This window comes from Streptomyces sp. NPDC059668 (assembly GCF_042734135.1).
GTDB lineage: Bacteria > Actinomycetota > Actinomycetes > Streptomycetales > Streptomycetaceae > Streptomyces.
On the sequence record NZ_JBHWEL010000052.1, the window covers coordinates 28,971 to 47,846 of the forward strand.

The window sequence follows — 18,876 nt, forward strand, 5'->3', positions numbered from 1 at the left end:
GGGCCGCGCGCGGGGGGGCCCCGGGCCCGCCCCCCCCCCCCGGGGCCCCGGGGCCCCGGGGCCGGCCCCCCCCCCCCCGGGCGACCCCGCGCCCCCCCCCCCCGGCACAGGGCGGGACAGGGCGGGACGGGACAGGACGGGGACGGTGAACGCAGCGGGGGCAGGAGCAAGGACAGGGACCGCGGGCGGGCGGCCGGGTGGGATCAGTCGGATCTGCGGCCGCGGTTTCCCGGGCGGGAGGCGACCCAGGCGCGGACGGTGTCCGGGTACCAGTAGGGCTTCCCGCTCTCCACGTGGTCCGGAGGAGGCAGCAGCCCGTGTTTGCGATACGACCGCACGGTGTCCGGCTGCACCTTGATGTGCGCCGCGATCTCCTTGTACGACCAGAGCTTTCGGTCGGTCATGAGTGGCACCTCCCTGCGCGCGCCACGGCGGCGGCCGGGGGGTGGCCGTCGGGGGAGCCGGGCGCTGCGCTGGTGATCACAAAGCCTGTGCCCGGTGAACGACACAGCGTGAGCGCAGGGCAGTGCTTGTCGACCGGGTGTGACGCAAGACCCGCGTACACGGGACATGTGTGACAAGAAGGCGGCATTTGTGACACAGGTGACGCAATGGGAGGGGGCGTCGCGTGTGTGCGGGCGGGGCGGACGCACTCACCGCCCCCGCCTACGACCCCGGCTCGCCGTCCGCCGTCCGTCGTTCCCGCGCCCCCGCGCCTCCGCGGCCCCCGTCCGCCCGCGAGCCCGGCGGAGTCCCCGTCAGGCCCCGCACGACCGCAGGAACGCCCGGGTCCGCAGGGCGATCGGCAGCGGCTTGTCCGGCGGGCACGGGTACATGTCCTGCTCGACGATCGCGAAGAGGTCGACGTCGAGCTTCTGCGCGGCCGCGAGCACCGGCTCCAGGGCCGGTACACCGGACGGCGGCTCGCACATCACGCCCCGGGCGACGGCGGGCCCGAACGGCACCTCGTTCGCCCGCACCTCGGCCAGGATCGCCGGATCCACCTGCTTGAGGTGCAGGTATCCGATGCGCTCCCCGTACGTCTCGATGAGCTTGACGCTGTCGCCGCCGCAGTAGGCGTAGTGGCCGGTGTCGAGGCACAGCGACACCAGCGAGGAGTCGGTCGCGTCGAGGAAGCGGGTGACGTTCTCCTCGCTGTCGATGTGCGTGTCGGCGTGCGGGTGGACGACGATCCGCAGCCCGTAGCGCTCGCGCACCTCGTGGGCGAGCCGCTCGGTCTGGGAGGTCAGATCGCGCCACTGCGCGGGCGTGAGGGTGCTGTCCTCCAGCACCTCGCCCGTCTTGTCGTCCCGCCAGAAGGCCGGGATCACGACGAGGTGCTCGGCGCCCATCGACTGGGTGAGCGCCGCGATGTCGGAGACGTGCGCCCAGGTGGCGTCCCACACCTCCGGCCCCCGGTGCAGCCCGGTGAAGACGGTGCCGGCCGACACGGTGAGCCCGCGCCGCGCGGTCTCCTCCTTGAGAACGGCCGGGTCGGTCGGCAGATAGCCGTACGGGCCCAGTTCGATCCACTCGTACCCGGACTGCGAGACCTCGTCGAGGAAGCGCTGCCAGGGGACCTGTTGCGGGTCGTCGGGGAACCACACGCCCCAGGAGTCCGGAGCCGAACCGATCCGGATGCGGGACAGTGAGGACTGGGGTGATGTCTGCGGTGACAACGACGTCATGGGCGTCAGCTTCCGACGGCCCCGGTGAGGTGTCAAGGCCTGGTCCGAATGTCTGGACAAACCGTTGACAGGGCGTCCCGCGCGGGGCTAGACCTTGGGGAGGCCGAAGCGAAGGGAACTCGATGGCGTACGACCTGATCACCATGGGACGGATCGGTGTGGACCTGTATCCGTTGCAGACGGGGGTCCCGCTGGCGAGGGTGTCGTCCTTCGGGAAGTTCCTCGGCGGCTCGGCGACGAACGTCGCGGTCGCGGCGGCCAGGCTGGGGCGCGAGACGGCGGTGATCACTCGCACGGGTGACGATCCCTTCGGCGTGTACCTCCACGAGGCGCTGCGCGACTTCGGCGTCGACGACCGCTGGGTCACCCCGGTCGCCGGCCTGCCGACACCGGTCACGTTCTGCGAGGTCTTCCCGCCGGACGACTTCCCCCTGTACTTCTACCGGCAGCCCAAGGCCCCGGACCTGGAGCTCGACGCGCACGACCTCGACCTGGGCGCCGTCCGCGAGGCCCGCATCTTCTGGATGACGGGCACCGGCCTGAGCGAGGAGCCCAGCCGCACGGCGACGCTCGCCGCGCTCGCCCACCGCGACAGGTCCGGCACGACGGTCTTCGACCTCGACTGGCGTCCCATGTTCTGGAAGGACCCCGACTCCGCCCGGCCCTTCTACGCCGAGGCCCTGCGCCACGCCACCGTGGCCGTCGGCAACCTCGACGAGGTCGAGATCGCCACCGGCGAGCGCGAACCGCACGCGGCCGCCCGCGCCCTCCTCGACGCCGGTGTCGAACTCGCCGTGGTCAAGCAGGGCCCCAAGGGCGTCCTCGCCGTCCACCGCGACGGTACGTCCGCCGAGGTCCCGCCCCTCCCGGTGACCGTCCTCAACGGCCTGGGCGCCGGTGACGCCTTCGGCGGCTCCCTCTGCCACGGCCTGCTCTCCGGCTGGGACCTGGAGCGGATCATGCGGCACGCGAACGCCGCGGGCGCCATCGTCGCCTCCCGGCTGGAGTGCTCCTCCGCGATGCCGACCCCCGAAGAGGTCGAGGACGCCCTCGCGGCGGGAGCGGTCCGATGAGGGCGGGACGCGTGGGGCACGAGGGCGGCGACCCCTCGGCGTACGGACATCAGGGCGGCCGTGACGGGCACGACGGCCGCACGGGCGACACCGGACATGACGGCGACACCGGGCGCGGCGCACACGCCACGCCCGGCACGCCCACCGGCCCCGCCCGGCACGACAGCCGCCTCCGGCGCGCCGGCCACGCCGACGCCGGGAGCCCTCAGGACGTCGACGTCGCCGCACTCGTCCGACTGCGCGCCCGTCACCCCGAGGCCATCGCCGAGGCCGCCGCGCGCCGCCCGCGCCGGCCGCTCCTCGACGACACCGGCCGGCTGATGATCGTCGCCGCGGACCACCCGGCCCGCGGGGCGCTCGCCGTCGGCGACCGCAAGTTCGCCATGGCGAGCCGCGCCGACCTGCTGGAACGCCTCTGCCTCGCCCTCTCCCGCCCCGGCGTCGACGGCGTGCTCGCCACCGCGGACATCCTCGACGACCTGCTGCTGCTCGGCGCCCTGGACCACAAGGTGGTCCTCGGCTCGATGAATCGCGGCGGCCTGGCGGGCGCCTCCTTCGAGCTGGACGACCGCTTCACCGGCCACCGCCCGCGGGACATCGAGCGGCTCGGCTTCGACGCGGGCAAGCTGCTGCTGCGCATCGACTACGACGACCCGGGCTCGCTGCGCACCCTGGAGTCCACCGCCCGTGCGATAGACGAGATGGCGGAGCGTCAACTCCCGGTCTTCGTGGAACCGTTCCTTTCCCGTCGCCGTGCGGACGGCAGACTGGTCAACGATCTGAGCTCCGACGCCGTGATCAAGTCCATCGCCATCGCCAGTGGCCTGGGCGGCAGCTCGGCGTACACCTGGCTGAAGGTCCCCGTCACCGAGAACCCGGACGACATGGCCCGGGTCATGGAGACCTCCACCCTGCCCGCCGTGCTCCTCGGCGGCGACGTCGGCGAGGACCAGGAGGGCGCTTACGAGAAGTGGCGCGGCGCGCTCCAGCTCCCCACCGTGCAGGGCCTGGTCGTCGGCCGCTCACTGCTGTACCCGGCCGACGGCGATGTGACCGCCGCGGTGGACACCGCCGTAGGACTGTTGTGAGGATCCGATGACGAGCAACGACCTGTACGTCCCCAAGGGCGCCACCGCCGGGGGGCCGTACGCCGTCGACATCGACCCCGAGCGGGCCGGCTGGACGCACAGCAGCCTGCGCGTGGTGGAGCTGGAGCCGGGCGGCACGCACACGTTCACCACAGGTGACAGCGAGTGGATCGTGCTTCCGCTGAACGGCGCCTGTACGGTGCGCACAGAGGACGAAGAGTTCCAAATCCTGGGTCGGGAAAGCGTGTTCGCGGGGGTAACCGACTTCGCGTACGTGCCCCGAGACGCCCGGGCACAGATCGCCTCCGGCGCGGGAGGCCGCTTCGCCCTGGCAGGAGCGAAGTGCGAGCGCCGACTCCCCGCCCGCTACGGCCCCGCGCCGGAGGTCCCCGTCGAAGACCGCGGCAGCGGCAGTTGCGCCCGCCAGGTGCGCAACTTCGCCTCGGCCGACGCCTTCGACTGCGACAAGCTCATCGCCGTCGAGGTCATCACCCCCGGCGGCCACTGGTCCTCGTATCCGCCGCACAAGCACGACGAGCACCGGCCGGGCGAGGAGAGCGAGCTCGAGGAGATCTACTACTTCGAGATCGACGGCCCGAACGGATTCGGCTATCAGCGCGTATTCCCTTCGCGTGAGGGCGGAACCGACGTCCTCGCCGAGGTCCGCACCGGCGATGCCGTGCTCGTCCCCGACGGATGGCACGGCCCGTCCATCGCCCAGCCCGGCCACGCGATGTACTACCTGAACGTGATGGCCGGACCGGGCGAGGAGCGGGAGTGGCGGATCTGCTTCCACCCGGGACACGCAGAAAGCACAGAGGGCTACCGATGAAAGAGCCGAAGGACGAGGTGTCGACGACGACCAGGCTGACGGTCGCGCAGGCGCTGGTGCGGTTCCTGGCCGCGCAGTACACGGAGCGGGACGGCGAGCGGCAGCGGCTGATCGGCGCCACCTGGGGCATCTTCGGCCACGGCAACGTCGCCGGGATCGGGCAGGCGCTCGTCGAGTACCCGGACGAGATGCCCTACCTCCAGGGCCGCAACGAGCAGTCCATGGTCCATGCGGCGGTCGGCTACGCGCGGCAGAGCAACCGGCTGTCGGCGCACGCCGTGACCACGTCCATCGGCCCCGGCGCGACCAATCTCGTCACGGGCGCGGCGCTCGCGACGATCAACCACCTCCCGGTGCTCCTCCTGCCCGGCGACACCTTCGCGACCCGCCCCGCGGACCCGGTGCTCCAGCAGCTCGAACTCCCGTACGCGGGCGATGTGTCGGTCAACGACTGTCTGCGCCCGGTGTCGAGGTACTTCGACCGGGTGACCCGTCCCGAAGCGCTGATCCCGGCCGCCCTGCAGGCCATGCGCGTGCTCAGCGACCCGGTCGAGACCGGCGCCGTCACGCTCGCGCTGCCGCAGGACGTGCAGGCGGAGGCGTACGACTGGCCGGTGGAGTTCTTCGCGGAGCGGACCTGGACCGTGCGCCGCCCGGCGGCCGACGCGGCCGAGCTGGCCGCCGCCGTCACGGCGGTCCGCGAGGCCCGGCGCCCGCTGATCGTCGCGGGCGGCGGTGTGCACCACAGCCGTGCCGAGGAGGCGCTCGCGGAACTCGCCTCGTCCACCAGGATCCCGGTCGCCTCCACCCAGGCGGGCAAGGGGTCGCTGCGCTGGGACCACCCGCAGGACGTGGGCGGCATCGGCCACACGGGCACCGCGACCGCCGACGAGCTCGCCCGCACGGCCGACCTGGTGATCGGCGTCGGCACCCGCTACACCGACTTCACCACCGCCTCCGGCACGCTGTTCACCGCCCCCGGCGTCCGCTTCCTGAACGTCAACATCGCGCCCTACGACGGCCACAAGCTCTCCGGGATACCACTGGTCGCCGACGCGCGGGCCGGGCTCGAGGCCCTCACCGAGGCGCTCCTGCTGCACGAGCACCGCGCCGAGCCCGGGTACGTCACCGAGTACAAGGACGACAAGGAACGCTGGGAGTACCGCGTCGACGCGGCGTTCGAGGCCGAGGACATCGACCTGCGCCCCACCCAGCCGCAGGTCCTCGGCGTCCTCGACGAACTGGTCACCGAAGACGACATCCTGATCAACGCGGCCGGCTCGCTCCCCGGTGACCTGCACAAACTGTGGCGGGCGCGGTCGCGGGACCAGTACCACGTCGAGTACGGCTACTCGTGCATGGGCTACGAGATCCCGGCCGCGATCGGCGTCCGGCTGGCGGCACCCGACCGTCCCGTGTGGGCGCTGGTCGGCGACGGCACGTATCTGATGATGCCGACCGAGATCGTCACCGCCGTGCAGGAGGGCGTCGCGATCAAGGTCCTCATCCTCCAGAACCACGGCTACGCCTCGATCGGCGGTCTCTCCGAGTCCGTGGGCGGCGAGCGGTACGGCACCGCGTACCGTTTCCGTTCCGAGGACGGTACGTACACGGGAGCCCCGCTGCCCGTCGATCTCGCCGCGAACGCGGCCAGCCTCGGCATGCGCGTGCTGCGCGCGAAGACCGTCCGTGACCTGCGCTCGGCCCTGGCCGAGGCCCGCGCCGCGGACACTCCCACTTGTGTCTACGTGGAGACCAGAACGGCAGACACAGTGTCGGGCGCGCCCCCGGCCCAAGCCTGGTGGGATGTACCCGTGGCCGAGACCGCGACCCGAGCGTCGGCGGTCAAGGCGCGTGAGGAGTACGACCGGCACGTCGCCGCCCGACGCCGCCATCTGTGAAGGAGTTCTTGGCCATGACGAAGACCGTCGACCACTGGATCGGTGGCAAGCCCGTCGCCAACGCCGCGGGCGAGTCGGGTACGTACGGGCCGGTCACCGACCCGGCGACCGGCGCCGTGACCACACGGGTCGCCTTCGCGACCGTGGCGGAGGTGGACGCCGCGGTCGCCGCGGCGAAGGACGCCTACGCGACCTGGGGCCAGTCCTCGCTGGCGAAGCGGACCACGATCCTCTTCAAGTTCCGCGCGCTGCTGGACGCCAACCGGGACGCGATCGCCGAGCTGATCACCGCCGAGCACGGCAAGGTGCACTCGGACGCGCTCGGTGAGGTCGCCCGCGGCCTGGAGATCGTCGACCTGGCGTGCGGGATCACCGTGCAGCTGAAGGGCGAACTGTCCACGGAGGTGGCCTCCCGGGTCGACGTGGCCTCGATCCGGCAGCCGCTGGGCGTCGTCGCGGGCATCACGCCGTTCAACTTCCCGGCCATGGTCCCGATGTGGATGTTCCCGATCGCCATCGCGTGCGGCAACACCTTCGTGCTGAAGCCGTCCGAGAAGGACCCGTCGGCCGCGATGAAGCTCGCCGAGCTGCTGGCCGAGGCCGGCCTGCCCGACGGTGTCTTCAACGTCGTGCACGGTGACAAGGTGGCCGTGGACCGGCTCCTGGAGCACCCGGACGTGGCCGCCGTGTCCTTCGTGGGCTCGACGCCGATCGCCCGCTACATCCACACCACCGCCGCCGCGCACCACAAGCGGGTCCAGGCCCTGGGCGGTGCCAAGAACCACATGCTGGTCCTGCCGGACGCCGACCTGGACGCGGCCGCCGACGCCGCGGTCTCGGCCGCGTACGGCTCGGCCGGTGAGCGCTGCATGGCGATCTCCGCGGTCGTCGCGGTGGGCGCGATCGGCGACGAGCTGGTGGAGAAGATCCGCGAGCGCGCCGAGAAGATCAAGATCGGTCCCGGCAACGACCCGGCCTCCGAGATGGGCCCGCTGATCACGGCGGCGCACCGCGACAAGGTGGCGTCCTACGTCCACGGCGCGGCCGCGCAGGGCTCCGAGGTCGTCCTCGACGGCACCGGCTACACGGTGGAGGGCCACGAGGACGGCCACTGGATCGGCCTCTCGCTGCTCGACAAGGTGCCCACGACCGCGGACGCCTACCGGGACGAGATCTTCGGCCCGGTGCTGTGCGTGCTGCGCGTGGAGACGTACGAGGAGGGTGTCGCCCTCATCAACGCCTCGCCCTTCGGCAACGGCACCGCGATCTTCACCCGGGACGGCGGGGCGGCCCGCCGCTTCCAGCTGGAGATCGAGGCGGGCATGGTCGGTGTGAACGTGCCGATCCCGGTGCCCGTCGGCTACCACTCCTTCGGTGGCTGGAAGGACTCCCTCTTCGGGGACCACCACATCTACGGCAACGACGGCACGCACTTCTACACCCGCGGCAAGGTCGTCACGACCCGCTGGCCGGACCCGTCGGAGGCGCCGTCCGGGGTCGACCTGGGCTTCCCGCGCAACCACTGAGGCCGTACGGCCCCGGTGCCCCGCTCCTCGCACAGAGGGGCGGGGCACCGTCGTGTCCGGCCTACCGCTGCGCGGCGGCCTTCTTCATCAGGTCGGTGACGTCACCGGTCTGTGCGGCGGGCGGGGCCTTCACGTCGGCGGTGGCGCCGAACTTCTCGAAGTCCATGGTGACCGTCATGGTGCCGATCACTTCCCTGAGGCGGACCGGCAGGTCCTTGGCGCCGACCCAGACGTCCATGGTGATCGAGTCGATGCCCCCGGTCGCCGAGTCGAAGAGGGTGTCGTCCCCGGACGCGAAGGCGTCCTTGGCCCTGCCGAGGTGGTCCTTGTCGATCACGGCCCGGTAGTGGGTCGTGCTCTTCCCGTCGACGGTCTGGCCGCCGAGGTCGTGGACGTCGCTCGCGTACTTCAGACCCCGCATGATGGCCGCCGGGCTGCCGGCGCCCGAGCTTCCGCTCAGCGCCTGGGCGCCCTTCTCGCCGAACACGGCCGATCCGTCGACCTTCATCCACTCCTTGCCCTTGAGCGGGCCGGAGGGCTGCGGGTCGGTGTCGTAGTAGTAGGCGCCGTCCACGAAGAGCGCGCGGATCGACGGATCGTCCGTCAGCGTCTGCATCTTCGCGGCCTTGGTGTCCATCTCGACGTCGTACGCGTACCCGTCGCCCCAGGAGTACGTGCCGTCCATGGCTATGGGGGCGCCGCCCTTCACCGCGGTGGTCATTCTGACCTCGGCCGAGCCCAGGGCGTCCGTCCGGTCCGTCGCCCGCCCCAGGGCCGCCATGATCGCGCCGGCGTGGCCGACCGCGTCGGCCGTCCCCTTCGTCGCCTGCGCACCGCACCCGGCCGTCCCGGCCAGCGCCACCGCCGCCACCCCGGCCCAGACCGCGCCTCGCCAGTACCTCATCGTCCCCACCCCTGTCCATGCTTCCTGTGTGATCAAGGACTTTAGGGGCGGGCTCCGACAGAGCCGCACTCCGGAGGTCCCGGAGCGCGGACCAATCCTGGTCAATTTCGCTGCCTCGACTGCGGTTCTCGCCATGCGGTGATGAAACGGGTACCGCAGGTGAATCAGAGACCTGACCTTTGAAAGCAAGGTCACACTCCATCGCGTATTGATGATTGGCACGGAAAGCCTTCAAGGCCTGGGAAAACGATGCGGTGTGCGTCGCTCCGCTACTGCGAATTCCGAAGGTAAACGGCCATTGACGCGACGGTTTCCGTCAAGGTTCCATCAACGCGGGAGCGGACGACGAGACGTACGACACGAGCCGCCGGAGGCGATAGCGCTCCCGCCCGAACCACCTGACGCACGAGTCGATCGGAACCGCTCCATGACCGACACGCTCCGCCCTGTCGAGACCGCTGCCCCGGACACCGCCTCCACGGCCTCCGACAGCCCCCAGAAGCTCAAGCGCTCCATCGGCGTCGTCGGAGGCACCCTGCTCACGCTCTCCTGCGTGACACCCGCCTCAACGCTCTTCGTGGTCGTGCCCGACCTGTTCTCGTCCCTCGGCACCGCGACCGCGCTCACCATCGCGATCGGCTCGCTGCTCTGTATCGCCGTGGCGTTCTGCTACTCGGAGCTGGGCACCCTCATCCCCAGCGCGGGCGGCGAGTACGCCATGGTCTCCACGCTGGCCGGCCGCCTCGCGGGCTGGCTGGTCTTCGTGCTCTCCCTGCTCGTCGTCATGATCGTGCCGCCGGTGATCGCGATGGGCACCGCGGACTACCTGGCGCCGATCGTGCACCTCGACCCCTCGCTCGCCGGTGCGGGCGTGATGCTCCTGGCCACCCTCGCGGGCCTGCTCGACCTGCGGGCCAACGCCTGGATCACCGGAATCTTCCTGGTCCTGGAGGTCATAGCGGCGGGCGTGGTGGCCGTCCTCGGCTTCGCGCACAGCCAGCGGGGCGCGGGCAGCCTGGTCTCGATGCAGGTCGCGGGCTCCGGCGGCCACACGGACACCGTGACGGCCATGCTGGTCGTCTCCGGACTCGCCATCGCCCTCTTCATCACCCAGGGCTTCTCGACCGCGGTCTACCTCTCCGAGGAACTGGAGAACCCGCGCCGCAACGTCGCCCGCACGGTCCTGGCCACCCTCGCCATCTCGTCCGTGATCATCCTCGTTCCGGTCGTCGCGATCACCATGGGCGCCCCGGACCTCTCGGCCCTCACCGGCGGCGACATCAGCACCATGGTCACCGCCTGGTCCAACTCCGCCGTCGGCACCTTCGTCAGCCTCTGCGTCGCCCTCGCGATCATCAACGCGGGCATCGTCATGGTCATCCAGAACTCCCGGGTGCTGTTCGCCTCGGCCCGCGACAGGGCCTGGCCCGGACCGGTCAACAAGGGCCTCTCCCGGCTCGGCCGCTTCGGCTCCCCGTGGGTCGCCACCCTCCTCGTGGGTGTCCCGGGCGCCGCCCTCTGCTTCGTCAACCTGGACACGCTGTACGGCGTCACGGGCGTGTCCGTGACGGCCATGTACCTGCTCGTCGCGGTCGCCGCGCTGCTCGCCCGGCGCGGCGGCCACGCCCACACCCCCGCCTGGCGCATGCCGCTGTGGCCCGCCGTGCCCGTCCTGCTGATCGCCGTCCTCGCCTACATCCTCAGCCAGCAGGAGACGGTCTACCTCGTGTGGACCGGCGGCATCACGGCCGTCGCCACCCTCTACTGGGCCCTCTACCTGCGACCGCGCCGCGAGACCCGCTGGCTGGTGTCGATCCCCGAGGACGCGCAGGCCTGACCCCTCAGGTGAAGTCCCACGTCACCACCGTGCACGTCCCGTCGTCCTTGCCTCCCGCACTGCGGTACGCGGCAAGGGCGACGTCGTTCCCGGTGTCCACACCGACCCACATCCCGTAGCAGCCGCGTCCGCGGGCGAGCGCCGCGAGCGCCAGGACCAGCGCCCGCCCGGTCCCGCGCCGCCGGAAGGGCCCGGCGACCTCCAGCTCGTACAGGAACATCTCGGCGCCCTTGTCGGGGTGGACGGTCTCGACACCGCTGACGAAACCGACCGGGCCGCCGTCCTCGTGGGCCAGGAGCAGGTGATGGCCCGGGGAGTCCAGGAAACGCCGGGCCCACTCGGGGCGCACGGAGTGGTCGAAGAGGTGCTCGGCCGCCACGAGTTCGGCGACGGAGGTGGCGCGGCGAATCTCCATGGGCCGTTCGTACCACGGGCGCGGTACGCCGGAGGCGACGTCTACTCCCGCAGGAGGGGCGCGGGTTCCGACCGGCGGCGGCATCGGTTGCCGGCGGCGGCCCGTACCGTTGACGCATGGATCTTCGACTGCCCCGACTGCGCGGGCCCGCACCGCGGACGCGGCGCCGGTGGACGACCGCGGCGGCCGCCGTCGTCGTGCTCGCCGGCGCCGGTACGTGGACGGCTGTGGCCTCGGACGACGGGCCGGCCGTCCACCGCTCCGACCGCGTCATGGCCCTGGGCGGCGGGGTGCGCATCGACACCTCGTACTTCACCGCGGGCTCCGGTCGCCGCCCCGCCGTGCTGATCGGGCACGGCTTCGGCGGCAGCAAGGACGACGTACGGCAGGAGGCCGAGAAGCTCGCCCGCGACGGGTACGCGGTGCTCACCTGGTCGGCGCGCGGCTTCGGCCGCTCCAGCGGCAGGATCGGACTGAACGACCCCGCGGGCGAGGTCGCCGACGTCTCGAAGCTCGTCGACTGGCTCGCCACCCGCCCCGAGGTCCGGCTCGACAAGGCCGGCGACCCGCGCGTGGGCGTCACCGGCGCCTCGTACGGCGGGGCGATCTCGCTGCTCGCCGCCGGGCACGACCCGCGGGTCGACGCGATCGCCCCGTCGATCACGTACTGGAACCTGGCGGACGCCCTCTTCCCGAACGGCGTCTTCAAGAAGCTCTGGGCCGGCGTCTTCATCAACTCCGGCGGCGGCTGCTCCCACTTCGAGCCGCAGCTGTGCGCGATGTACAACCGGGTCGCGGAGGCCGGGAAGCCGGACGCCGCGGCCCGTGCCCTGCTCGACGCCCGCTCCCCGTCCGCCGTCGCCGACCGCGTCAAGGTGCCCACGCTGATCACGCAGGGGCAGACCGACTCCCTCTTCACGCTCGGCCAGGCCGACGCCATGGCCAAGGCGATCCGGGCCAACGGCGCGCCCGTGGACGTCGACTGGATCGCGGGCGGCCACGACGGCGGAGACCTGGAGACCGGCCGGGTCGAGGCCCGCGTCGGTTCCTGGTTCGACCGCTATCTGAAGGACGACAAGAACGCCGACACCGGCCCCGCGTTCCGCGTCACCCGCACCGGAGGCATCGACTCCACCGACGGCGCCGTGCAGTTGAAGGGCGCGAGCGCGGACGCGTACCCCGGCCTGGAGAGCACCGAGCACACGGTCCCGCTCGGCACCGGCCGGGAGCAGAGCTTCCAGAACCCGGCGGGCGCGAGTCCACCCGCGATCTCCGCCCTCCCCGGACTCGGCGGCGCCGGTGGCCTCTCCCAGCTCTCCTCCCTCGGCGTCGGCATCTCGCTCGACTTCCCGGGCCAGTACGCGCGGTTCGAGTCCTCGCCCCTCCGCACCGGCCTGCGCGTCACGGGATCACCGACCGTCAAGGTCCACGTCACGTCGACCACCGACGACGCCGTCCTCTTCGGAAAGGTGTACGACGTCGGCCCGGGCGGTGCCCAGCCGGTGCTGCCGTCCCAGCTGGTGACCCCGCTGCGGGTGACGGGGGCCAAGGCGGGCAAGGACGTCACGGTCGTCCTGCCCGCGATCGACCACGAGATCCAGAAGGGCCACCGGCTGCGACTGGTCCTCGCCTCGACGGACCTCGGCTACGCCTCACCGGCCGCCCCGGCCACGTACACCGTCTCCCTCAAGGGCGACCTGAAGGTCCCGACGGCGCCCGGCGTACGGACCGCCGCGGCGCCCCTGCCCTCCTGGGTGTGGTGGCTCCCCCTGGCCGGAGTGCTGGTCGCCCTGGCGCTCCTGCTGACCGGCCGCCGCCGCATGACGCCGGGGGCGCCCGACCCCGTCCTCGCCGAAGTCCCCCTCCAGATCACCGACCTGAGCAAGCGGTACGCGAAGTCCGCGGACCGGTACGCGGTACGGGAGCTGTCGTTCCGGGTCGAAAGAGGCCAGGTCCTGGGCCTCCTGGGGCCGAACGGCGCGGGCAAGACGACGACCCTGCGCATGCTCATGGGCCTGATCGAGCCCGACGACGGCGAGATCCGTGTCTTCGGCCACGCGATCCGGCCGGGCGCGCCGGTCCTCTCCCGGGTCGGCGCCTTCGTCGAGGGCGCCGGCTTCCTGCCGCACCTCTCGGGCCGCGAGAACCTGGAGCTGTACTGGCGGGCGACAGGCCGTCCGCCGGAGGACGCGCACCTGGCGGAGGCGCTCCAGATCGCGGGCCTGGGCGACGCGCTGGCCCGCGCGGTCCGCACCTACTCGCAAGGCATGCGCCAGCGCCTGGCCATCGCCCAGGCCATGCTCGGCCTGCCGGACCTCCTGATCCTCGACGAACCGACCAACGGCCTCGACCCGCCCCAGATCCGCGAGATGCGCGAGGTCATGATCCGCTACGCCGCGGCGGGCCGCACCGTCATCGTCTCCAGCCATCTGCTGGCCGAGGTCGAGCAGTCCTGCACCCACCTGGTGGTCATGGACCGCGGACGGCTGGTGCAGGCGGGCCCGGTGAGCGAGATCGTCGGCTCCGGCGACACCCTGCTCGTCGGCACGGCGTCCCCCGTGGACGGGCCGGTCGTCGAGAAGGTCGGCGCGCTGCCGGGCGTGGCCTCGGCCGTCGCCGCCGAGGGCGGGCTGCTGGTCCGCCTCGACGCGGACGGCAGCGCGGAACGCCTGGTCGTGGAACTCGTACGGCTCGAAGTGCCGGTCGCGTCGGTCGGCCCGCACCGCCGCCTGGAAGACGCCTTCCTCACCCTGATCGGAGGTGCCGCATGAGCACGCTCACCGAGCGGGCCGAGACCGCGGACGGCTACCGTCCACGGCACACGCTGCCCCTGCGCGTCGAACTGCTGCGGCAGCTCAAGCGCCGCCGCACCCTCGTCATGGGGGCGATCCTGGCGGTGCTGCCCTTCGTGCTCGTCGTCGCGTTCGCGATCGGGGGCGGGCCCGGCTCCCGCAACGGGCAGGTCACGCTGATGGACACGGCGACGGCGTCGGGCGCGAACTTCGCCGCGGTGAACCTGTTCGTGTCCGCCGGCTTCCTGCTGGTCATCCCGGTGGCGCTGTTCTGCGGGGACACCATCGCCTCCGAGGCGAGCTGGTCCTCACTGCGTTATCTGCTGGCGGCCCCGGTGCCCCGCACCCGGCTCCTGTGGTCCAAGCTCACCGTCGCGCTGGGCCTCAGCCTCGCCGCGATGGTGCTGCTGCCGGTCGTCGCGCTGGCGGTGGGCACCGCGGCCTACGGCTGGGGCCCGCTGGAGATCCCCACCGGTGGCGCGCTCTCCACGGGCACCGCGACCCAGCGGCTCCTGGTGGTGATCGCGTACGTCTTCGTCTCCCAACTCGTCACGGCGGGGCTCGCGTTCTGGCTGTCGACCAAGACGGACGCGCCCCTGGGCGCGGTCGGCGGCGCGGTCGGCCTGACCATCGTCGGCAACGTCCTGGACGCCGTCACCGCCCTCGGCCACTGGCGCGACTTCCTGCCCGCGCACTGGCAGTTCGCGTGGGCCGACGCCGTCCAGCCGCATCTGGAGTGGTCGGGCATGATCAAGGGCACGGTGATTTCGGTAACGTACGCGCTGGTCCTGTTCGCCCTGGCCTTCCGGGGTTTCCGGCGCAAGGACATCGTGTCGTAGATCTCCGGAGCGTCACCTACCGGTCTCGACGGCCGCCCTTCGTGGCCGCTTCGAGATCCATCCGCAACGCTCCGTGGCGCACGCCGGAGCCTCCTCGGACGTCACAGTCACAGACATCGGCCCAGTACACGGGCCGACGGGCGACTCACCGAGGGGGCACGGATGGGGAACGACCACATACGGCGACCGTGGCGGGCGGTACGCCCCGGACGGACGGAACACCCCGGGGGGCCGGGACACCGGGGAAGGCCCGAACGCACCGGGGGGCCGGAACACCCCGGGCGGCCGGAGCGCCCCGGCCGGCCGAGGCGACTGCGCGGCACCCTGATCGGCCTCACCCTCACGGGTGGCCTGCTGCTCACCGGGTGCAGCGGGAGCGACGGCGGCGGCCACAGCTCCGCGGACGGCGCGGCGCGCGGGTCCGGCGGATATTCGGGCTCGCTGCCCGCCCCGAACCGGACCTCGGGCTCCGGCCAGGGCGAACCGGACGGCGAACAGACGGGCGACGCGCGGAGGGAGATCGCGCCGTCCCCCGACTACCTCTCCACCTTCGCCCTCGACGTCGACACCGCGTCGTACGGCTACGCCCGCCGCTCCCTCGACGACGGACGGCTGCCCGACCCCGCCACCGTCCGCCCCGAGGAGTTCGTCAACAGCTTCCGCCAGGACTACCGGCGCCCCGACGGCAACGGCTTCACCGTCACCGTCGACGGTGCCCGCACCCGGGACGAGGACTGGTCACTGGTCCGCGTCGGCCTCGCCACCCGCACGGCCGCACGGGACGGCGAACGCCCGCCCGCCGCCCTCACCTTCGTCATCGACGTCTCCGGCTCCATGGGCGAACCGGGCCGGCTCGACCTCGCCAAGGACTCCCTCGGCGTGATGACGGACCGGCTGCGCGACGACGACTCGGTCGCCCTGGTCACCTTCAGCGACGAGGCCGAGACCGTGCTGCCGATGACCCGCCTCGGCCACCACCGCGACCGCGTCCACGACGCGATCGACAGGCTCGAACCCACGGAGTCGACCAACCTCGGCGCGGGGGTGCGCACGGGGTACGACACCGCCGTCGAGGGCCTGCGCAAGGGCGCCACCAACCGTGTCGTCCTGATCTCGGACGCCCTCGCCAACACCGGGGAGACCGACGCGGACACCATCCTGGAACGCATCTCCGGCGCCCGCCGCGAGCACGGCATCACCCTCTTCGGCGTCGGAGTGGGCAGCGAGTACGGCGACGCCCTCATGGAGCGCCTCGCCGACAAGGGCGACGGCCACACGACGTACGTCTCGAACGCCGACGACGCCCGCAAGGTCTTCTGCGAGCAGCTCCCCGAGAACATCGACCTCACGGCCCGCGACGCCAAGGCGCAGGTCGCCTTCGACCCGGGGACCGTACGGCAGTTCCGGCTCATCGGGTACGACGACCGTCAGGTGGCCGACCAGGACTTCCGTGACGACCGGGTGGACGGCGGCGAGATCGGTCCCGGCCACACGGTCACCGCGCTCTACGCCGTCCGCACCCGGCCCGGCGCCGCCGGGCACCTCGCCACCGCGAGCGTGCGCTGGCTCGACCCCCGTACCCGCACCCCGCACGAGGAGTCCGGTCAGCTGGAGACCGGCTCCCTCGACGACGACCTGTGGACCTCCGCACCCCGCCTCCAGGTCGACGCGGTGGCCGCCTACTTCGCCGACGCCCTGCGCAACGGTGGCGACCGCGGGAGCGCGCTGCCGGGCGCCCTCCCCCTCTCCGAACTCGCCGGCCGGGCCCGCACGGTGGCGTCCGCCGCGGAGGACGGGGCGGTACGCGACCTCGCCGACTCGGTCGAGCGGGCGAGCCGGCTGGCGGGCTGACGGGAGGCCTGACGGGCGGGCCGGTGACCGGGGTCCGCCGGCCCCGCGGGCTCGCCGGTGCTCGTGCCGGGACCATTGAACTTCCGTTACGGGTGGGTAAGTTGACCCCGGAGTAAGAACCCTGCGACCTGGTGGAGCCGGCATGGGCGTACGCAAGGATCTGAAACGGGCACGCCGGCGGGCCGACCTGGCGGCCCGCGGTGAGACCGAGCTGATCAGGGACGGGAACGGGGTGGTGCGCGAGGTGCGCACCACCCCGCTCGCGCCGCGGCCCGCCACCGGCAGCCTGGCCGACCTGCCCTTCACCAACGCGGCCGAGGCCCCGGACGCCGTGGTCCTGCGCCGCGGCGAGGGAGCCACCTGGCACCCGGTCACCGCGACGGCCTTCGCCCGCGACGTCGCCGACACCGCCAAGGGACTGATCGCCGCGGGCCTCGAACCCGGCGGCGCCGTCGCGGTGATGTCCCGTACCCGCTACGAATGGACGGTGCTCGACTTCGCGATCTGGGCGGCCGGCGGCCTCACCGTCCCGGTCTACCCGACCTCCTCCGCCGAACAGGTGGAGTGGATCATCAGGGACTCGGGCGCACGGTTCGCGGTCGTCGAGACCGCCGGGAACGCGGACACCGTCGCCACCGGCACCGCCCGGCACCCCCAACCCCCGGACGTGCGAAGACTGGACGCCGGAGCGATGGCCGAACTCGCCGCCCAGGGACGGGACATCCCCGACGAGTACCTCACCGGGCGCCGCACCGCGCTCACCCCGGACACGGTCGCGACGGTCTGCTACACCTCCGGCACCACCGGACGGCCGAAGGGCTGCGTCCTCACCCACGCCAACCTGCACGCCGAGGCCGCCAACACGGTCGAACTGCTGCACCCCGTCTTCGAGGAGGTCACCGGCCAGACCGCCTCGACCCTCCTCTTCCTCCCGCTCGCCCACATCCTGGGCCGCACCCTCCAGATCGCCTGTCTGACGGCACGGATCGAACTGGGCCACTGCCCCAGCCTCAAACCGGACGAACTCCGCCCCGCCCTGCGGCAGTTCCGCCCGACCTTCCTCGTCGGAGTGCCCTACCTCTTCGAGAAGATCCACGACACGGGGCGGGCGACCGCCGAGAGGATCGGCCGCGGGGCCTCCTTCGACCGCGCCGACCGCGTCGCCGTCCGGTTCGGACAGGCCTGCCTGGACAGGTTCCTCGGGACGGGCAAGGGCCCCGGCCCCGGCCTGTACGCGGCCTGGGCCCTGTACGACCTGCTGGTCTACCGCCGGATCCGCCGGGAACTCGGCGGCCGCATGCGCTACGCCATCAGCGGCGGCGCCCCGCTCGACCGCGACCTCAATCTCTTCTTCTACGCCGCCGGGATCATCGTCTACGAGGGGTACGGCCTGACGGAGACCACGGCCGCGGCGACGATCGTGCCGCCGCTGCGCCCCCGCCCCGGCACGGTCGGCCTCCCGGTCCCGGGCACCGCGGTCCGCATCGCCGACGACGGCGAGGTCCTCGTCCAGGGCGACGTCGTCTTCGGCTCCTACCGGAACAACCCGGCGGCGACCGACGCCGTCCTGCGCGACGACTGGTTCGCGACCGGCGACCTCGGAGCCCTCGACGAGGACGGCTACCTGACCGTCACCGGCCGCAAGAAGGACCTTCTCGTCACCTCGGGCGGCAAGAACGTCTCCCCGGCCGTCCTGGAGGACCGGCTGCGCAGCCGTCCGCCCGTCGGCCAGTGCGTCGTCGTCGGCGACAGGCGTCCCTTCGTCGCCGCCCTGATCGCCCTCGACCCCGACGCCGTCGCCCACTGGCTCGCCGTCCGCGGACGGCCCGCCGACACCCCGCTGTCCGAACTCGTGGCCGACCCCCTGCTGCGCGCCGACGTCCAGAAGGCCGTGGACCACGCGAACGGGGCGGTCTCGCGCGCCGAGTCCATCCGCGCCTTCGCCCTGGTGGCGGGCGAGTTCACCGAGGACAACGGGCTGCTCACCCCGTCCCTGAAGGTCAGGCGCCATGCGGTGGCGGGGGGGGGCGCGGGGGGGGGGGGGGGCGGGGTCGGGGGCGGGGACAACAAAAAGATGGGGGGCGCGCGGGGGGGGGGGGGGGGCGCGGGGCGCGGGGGGGGGCGGGCGCG

General features: G+C 72.5%; 14 protein-coding genes. 10 read left to right on the top strand and 4 right to left on the bottom strand.

Annotated features, from left to right (window positions below):
* Nucleotides 1-203: 203 nt before the first annotated feature.
* The gene (locus ACFV2J_RS29620; protein ID WP_385090755.1) at nucleotides 204-404 is read right to left on the bottom strand and encodes a helix-turn-helix transcriptional regulator; all 201 of its coding nucleotides are present in this window, start codon (nucleotides 402-404) and stop codon (nucleotides 204-206) included.
* Nucleotides 405-758: 354 nt separating this feature from the next.
* Nucleotides 759-1,688: a sugar phosphate isomerase/epimerase family protein gene (locus ACFV2J_RS29625; protein WP_385090758.1), complete on the bottom strand. Its 930-nt coding sequence runs from the start codon at nucleotides 1,686-1,688 to the stop codon at nucleotides 759-761.
* Between the two features lie 122 nt (nucleotides 1,689-1,810).
* Here ACFV2J_RS29625 and iolC point away from each other — a divergent pair, with 122 nt between their 5' ends.
* The 5 genes from iolC to mmsA are packed head-to-tail and all read left to right on the top strand — an operon-like array spanning nucleotide 1,811 to nucleotide 8,108.
* Nucleotides 1,811-2,761 carry a 5-dehydro-2-deoxygluconokinase gene (gene iolC / locus ACFV2J_RS29630; RefSeq protein ID WP_385090761.1) on the top strand — a complete coding sequence of 317 codons (951 nt, stop codon included), beginning with the start codon at nucleotides 1,811-1,813 and terminating at the stop codon, nucleotides 2,759-2,761.
* Entirely contained in the window at nucleotides 2,758-3,849 is a 1,092-nt protein-coding gene (locus ACFV2J_RS29635; protein WP_385090764.1) for a deoxyribose-phosphate aldolase, read from the top strand. The genes iolC and ACFV2J_RS29635 overlap by 4 nt, the downstream gene beginning before the upstream one ends.
* 7 nt (nucleotides 3,850-3,856) lie before the next feature.
* Nucleotides 3,857-4,681: a 5-deoxy-glucuronate isomerase gene (gene iolB, locus ACFV2J_RS29640; RefSeq protein ID WP_385441507.1), complete on the top strand. Its 825-nt coding sequence runs from the start codon at nucleotides 3,857-3,859 to the stop codon at nucleotides 4,679-4,681.
* A complete protein-coding gene (iolD, locus tag ACFV2J_RS29645; protein ID WP_385090770.1) occupies nucleotides 4,678-6,582 on the top strand; it encodes a 3D-(3,5/4)-trihydroxycyclohexane-1,2-dione acylhydrolase (decyclizing) in 1,905 nt (634 codons plus the stop codon). Before iolB ends, iolD begins: the two co-directional genes overlap by 4 nt.
* Before the next feature lie 14 nt (nucleotides 6,583-6,596).
* The gene (gene mmsA, locus ACFV2J_RS29650) at nucleotides 6,597-8,108 is read left to right on the top strand and encodes a CoA-acylating methylmalonate-semialdehyde dehydrogenase (protein WP_385090773.1); all 1,512 of its coding nucleotides are present in this window, start codon (nucleotides 6,597-6,599) and stop codon (nucleotides 8,106-8,108) included.
* 61 nt (nucleotides 8,109-8,169) lie between these two features.
* On the opposite strand, the gene ACFV2J_RS29655 is transcribed toward mmsA, so the two are convergent.
* Nucleotides 8,170-9,012 carry a hypothetical protein gene (locus ACFV2J_RS29655; RefSeq protein WP_385088784.1) on the bottom strand — a complete coding sequence of 281 codons (843 nt, stop codon included), beginning with the start codon at nucleotides 9,010-9,012 and terminating at the stop codon, nucleotides 8,170-8,172.
* 427 nt (nucleotides 9,013-9,439) lie between these two features.
* On the opposite strand from ACFV2J_RS29655, the gene ACFV2J_RS29660 reads away from it, so the two are divergent.
* Complete coding sequence (locus tag ACFV2J_RS29660; protein WP_385088782.1) at nucleotides 9,440-10,849, top strand: APC family permease; 1,410 nt, start codon at nucleotides 9,440-9,442, stop codon at nucleotides 10,847-10,849.
* A 4-nt stretch (nucleotides 10,850-10,853) separates the two neighbouring features.
* Here ACFV2J_RS29660 and ACFV2J_RS29665 read toward each other — a convergent pair whose 3' ends face one another.
* A complete protein-coding gene (locus ACFV2J_RS29665) occupies nucleotides 10,854-11,264 on the bottom strand; it encodes a GNAT family N-acetyltransferase (protein WP_385088780.1) in 411 nt (136 codons plus the stop codon).
* A gap of 116 nt (nucleotides 11,265-11,380) precedes the next feature.
* On the opposite strand from ACFV2J_RS29665, the gene ACFV2J_RS29670 reads away from it, so the two are divergent.
* The 4 genes from ACFV2J_RS29670 to ACFV2J_RS29685 form a co-directional block, all read left to right on the top strand.
* Nucleotides 11,381-14,035: an alpha/beta fold hydrolase gene (locus ACFV2J_RS29670; protein ID WP_385441513.1), complete on the top strand. Its 2,655-nt coding sequence runs from the start codon at nucleotides 11,381-11,383 to the stop codon at nucleotides 14,033-14,035.
* Nucleotides 14,032-14,895, top strand: coding sequence for an ABC transporter permease (locus ACFV2J_RS29675; protein WP_385091138.1), 864 nt, complete (start codon nucleotides 14,032-14,034; stop codon nucleotides 14,893-14,895). Before ACFV2J_RS29670 ends, ACFV2J_RS29675 begins: the two co-directional genes overlap by 4 nt.
* 162 nt (nucleotides 14,896-15,057) lie before the next feature.
* Nucleotides 15,058-16,746 (top strand): von Willebrand factor type A domain-containing protein, encoded by a 1,689-nt coding sequence (locus ACFV2J_RS29680; RefSeq protein ID WP_385091141.1) that lies wholly within the window; start codon nucleotides 15,058-15,060, stop codon nucleotides 16,744-16,746.
* A 142-nt stretch (nucleotides 16,747-16,888) separates the two neighbouring features.
* Nucleotides 16,889-18,876 (top strand): AMP-dependent synthetase/ligase (locus ACFV2J_RS29685; RefSeq protein ID WP_385441518.1); only part of this gene is annotated, 1,988 nt, incomplete at its 3' end.

Bases quoted from the DNA above. Each gene is read 5' to 3' on its own strand.
- iolD (WP_385090770.1), top strand. From the start codon at position 4,678: ATGAAAGAGCCGAAGGACGAGGTGTCGACGACGACCAGGCTGACGGTC.
- ACFV2J_RS29680 (WP_385091141.1), top strand. From the start codon at position 15,058: ATGGGGAACGACCACATACGGCGACCGTGGCGGGCGGTACGCCCCGGA.
- ACFV2J_RS29625 (WP_385090758.1), bottom strand. From the start codon at position 1,688: ATGACGTCGTTGTCACCGCAGACATCACCCCAGTCCTCACTGTCCCGC.
- mmsA (WP_385090773.1), top strand. From the start codon at position 6,597: ATGACGAAGACCGTCGACCACTGGATCGGTGGCAAGCCCGTCGCCAAC.
- ACFV2J_RS29670 (WP_385441513.1), top strand. From the start codon at position 11,381: ATGGATCTTCGACTGCCCCGACTGCGCGGGCCCGCACCGCGGACGCGG.
- ACFV2J_RS29635 (WP_385090764.1), top strand. From the start codon at position 2,758: ATGAGGGCGGGACGCGTGGGGCACGAGGGCGGCGACCCCTCGGCGTAC.
- ACFV2J_RS29660 (WP_385088782.1), top strand. From the start codon at position 9,440: ATGACCGACACGCTCCGCCCTGTCGAGACCGCTGCCCCGGACACCGCC.
- iolB (WP_385441507.1), top strand. From the start codon at position 3,857: ATGACGAGCAACGACCTGTACGTCCCCAAGGGCGCCACCGCCGGGGGG.
- iolC (WP_385090761.1), top strand. From the start codon at position 1,811: ATGGCGTACGACCTGATCACCATGGGACGGATCGGTGTGGACCTGTAT.
- ACFV2J_RS29620 (WP_385090755.1), bottom strand. From the start codon at position 404: ATGACCGACCGAAAGCTCTGGTCGTACAAGGAGATCGCGGCGCACATC.
- ACFV2J_RS29665 (WP_385088780.1), bottom strand. From the start codon at position 11,264: ATGGAGATTCGCCGCGCCACCTCCGTCGCCGAACTCGTGGCGGCCGAG.
- ACFV2J_RS29675 (WP_385091138.1), top strand. From the start codon at position 14,032: ATGAGCACGCTCACCGAGCGGGCCGAGACCGCGGACGGCTACCGTCCA.
- ACFV2J_RS29655 (WP_385088784.1), bottom strand. From the start codon at position 9,012: ATGAGGTACTGGCGAGGCGCGGTCTGGGCCGGGGTGGCGGCGGTGGCG.